The organism is Petralouisia muris (assembly GCF_004793545.1).
GTDB lineage: Bacteria > Bacillota > Clostridia > Lachnospirales > Lachnospiraceae > Petralouisia > Petralouisia muris.
Map to the genome: position 1 here is coordinate 1 of NZ_SRYA01000176.1, position 2793 is coordinate 2793.

General features: G+C 36.5%; 4 protein-coding genes and 1 pseudogene. All 5 read left to right on the top strand.

Annotated features, from left to right (window positions below; translation table 11 throughout):
- Positions 1–325: pseudogene (locus E5329_RS28765) on the top strand (hypothetical protein); the annotation flags it as partial.
- A 103-nt stretch (positions 326–428) separates the two neighbouring features.
- Positions 429–857, top strand: a complete 429-nt coding sequence (locus E5329_RS28770) for a tyrosine-type recombinase/integrase (protein WP_275443873.1) — start codon at positions 429–431, stop codon at positions 855–857.
- A gap of 526 nt (positions 858–1383) precedes the next feature.
- Entirely contained in the window at positions 1384–1593 is a 210-nt protein-coding gene (locus tag E5329_RS28775; protein WP_330572431.1) for a helix-turn-helix domain-containing protein, read from the top strand.
- 421 nt (positions 1594–2014) lie between these two features.
- A complete protein-coding gene (locus tag E5329_RS28780) occupies positions 2015–2281 on the top strand; it encodes a type II toxin-antitoxin system prevent-host-death family antitoxin (protein WP_016214568.1) in 267 nt (88 codons plus the stop codon).
- Positions 2271–2576: a type II toxin-antitoxin system RelE/ParE family toxin gene (locus tag E5329_RS28785; protein ID WP_135992530.1), complete on the top strand. Its 306-nt coding sequence runs from the start codon at positions 2271–2273 to the stop codon at positions 2574–2576. Before E5329_RS28780 ends, E5329_RS28785 begins: the two co-directional genes overlap by 11 nt.
- Positions 2577–2793 lie beyond the last annotated feature (217 nt).

Genomic DNA, 2793 nt, shown 5'->3' on the forward strand with positions numbered 1-2793 from the left:
AAAAAGGAACCTTTTACAATTCAAATGTAAAAGATTCCTTAAGTTAATGACATTGGCAAACTACAGGTATATATGTGCCGACGTTCCAATGGACTATCTGACAGATAACAGATGCGAGTATGATATTGATATTTCACTGCGTATTGTCAGGTTCGAGACAGCTCCGGGCGTTTTCGTAAACCTTATATCAAACCTTTCAGACCACGAGTTTGGCCTGGGTGATTTCAAGGAACTGTACCATCTGCGTTGGTGTCAGGAAAATGTTTACCGGGATATCAAGTATCCTCTGTGCCTGAGGGCGCTTCAGTCTTACTTTTTCTGTTAAGTTAACCTCTTTCCTGTAACACTAACTGTCATTTTCACATTTTACACTTTAAGTTAATGACATTGACTTTGATAGCGGTTATATCAACGTAAACCATCAGCTTATTTTTGACAAAGGCTCATACCGCACAGAAAAGCCAAAGACTGATAATGGCATTAGAAAAATCCCCATGAATGAATCTGTAAGAAATGCCTTGAAAGCTGAAATCCATAACAGGGAAAACGTACAGTCTGTAACGTTGGACGGATATACTGATTTTGTATTTCTCAATAAAAAAGGCTTGCCGATGTATGGAACAGCTTATTCCGTGGACTTCTCAAACATGATTAAGAAGTACAACAAACACCATAAAGAGAAACTTCCCAAGATTTCCCCACATAATTTAAGACACACATTCTGTACCAATATGGCAAATAAGAATATGCCGCCAAAAGCATTACAATACATCATGGGGCATAAAGACATTACTACTACGTTGGATATTATGCACATGGTTCAGCGGAATCTGCTAAAATTGCTATGGAATCATTGACAGCATAACAAACAATCATTCCATGATTTCTGCAGAAATGGGAATCCGTCCTCTTTTATAAGAAACAGAAAAATGCCGCTGGACGACCTTTTGTTTATTATGATTAACCGCAGGGGGATTGCTTTGAGTCTGGAACTACGAAATTATATGAAATCCGCACATCCTTGAGTTGAATTTTGAAATGGAGTATTTAAAGAAAGATGTGAGAGATGTTTTGTACTAAGTGTAAATTAAAACTATTAAGGAATTTCATGGTCATCTGGAAATCCTGCTGTCAGAGTTTTTAGAGAAAAAGATTGAACTGTTAAAATTTGTCGCTAAAAGTGGTGATGAATCGGAAATAAGTGGACAGGTATTGTGTCAATGATATTATCTGGCTGGACATATTTGTGTTGTGTAAATTGTGTACCGCCTTGAATTGTGAAATAAGGGATTTAATTGTAAAGTTTGCACTTGTAATATTCCAGTAATTATTTAGGGTTAGCGAGTTTCTTAGGTATGGAATGAAACTGTGGGAAAGAAATATATGCGTTGCAGAGGTGGAAACGTGGAGAAAGATTACGGATATTTGGAAATTTGCTTGGACGAACTGCTGAAGAAAAAAGGGCTGAGCAAAAACAAGCTGTCACATAAGACAGAAATGAACTGGAAACAGATAGATAATTACGGCATTAACAGCATTGCCAGGTTGGATGTAAATGTGCTATGTAAGCTGTTGTATCGTCTTAAGATGTGAGATACAAGACTTGTTGATGTTCCATCTGCCGGGAGAGGAATAACTAAGCGATAGCATTACTAATCACATAAATATGTTGTGTATAAAACTCGCGCTAGCGGTGCGAGAATTGGAGAAAATTGAGTGAAGTAAGGGAGATAGGAATGGATTTGAATAATATAGATGAGCATGAATTTAAGGAAATGTTAAAAAAGTAGGTAGATAACAGTCCTAATTATACGGAACAGATAAAATATGATTTAAAAGCCATAATAAATACCAGTAAGATTCCGGAAGACTTGTGTGAGGCTGCTTTATTATATTTTTCCGCTTTGAAGTATGTAAAAGGATAGAAAGTATTCTGAAAAATTTGTGAAAATACTTTACGAAAGGTGATAATAGAGATATAATTATATCAAAAAAATGATACGAGGTGATATAGATGATTATAAAAGCATCAGCATCATTAAGAAATGATTACACAACGATTTCTAATATGGCAAAAGAAACAAAAGAGCCAATATATATCACTAAAAATGGTGAGGGTGATTTGGTTCTTATGAGTATAGAGGCTTTTGAAAGGCGGGAACAGATTTTACAACTTCGTGCGAAAGTGCTGCAGGCAGAGCAAGAGAGACTAGATGGAGCCGAGACAGTCAGCGTTTCAGAGGCGAGAAAGCGGTTAAGGGAGAGGGCAGATGGCATCTAAGGTGGAAATCCTTCCTGTTGCGTGGGAGGATTTAAAACTTATTGAGGATTGGTATCTGGTTCAGTTTGGTGTGGAAACAGCTTTGAAAATAAGTGACCATATATTGAATGTGATAGAACGTTTGGAGGAGTTTCCGGATTCAGGCTCTTTAACGCCAGATGACTGGCTGAATCAGCAGGGATACAGAATGGTTATATGTGAAAAGTATGTTGCCATTTATAAGCAGATTGGCACAGTTGTTTATATTTACCATATTGCGGATACCCGGACAGATTATACGAAGTTGTTTTATTAGTGAAGTTAAAGGAAATATGAAAGATGTTGGAAGAAAAGGGAAGAAATATGAAAATAGTAGGAAATATTTGGATGAGGAAAATTTAACGTTAAGGTATTGTCAAAAGAACTTGAAAAGCACTAGTGTAGTGACATGTTGATATTTAGATTTAATACCGCCTCTTTAGGAACTTACCAACGTTTTTCTACGCAAAATGGCAAAATTTACCCATAGTGAA

Excerpts from the sequence above, each read along its gene's own strand:
- E5329_RS28775 (WP_330572431.1), top strand. The coding sequence starts at position 1,384 with ATGCGTTGCAGAGGTGGAAACGTGGAGAAAGATTACGGATATTTGGAA.
- E5329_RS28780 (WP_016214568.1), top strand. The coding sequence starts at position 2,015 with ATGATTATAAAAGCATCAGCATCATTAAGAAATGATTACACAACGATT.
- E5329_RS28785 (WP_135992530.1), top strand. The coding sequence starts at position 2,271 with ATGGCATCTAAGGTGGAAATCCTTCCTGTTGCGTGGGAGGATTTAAAA.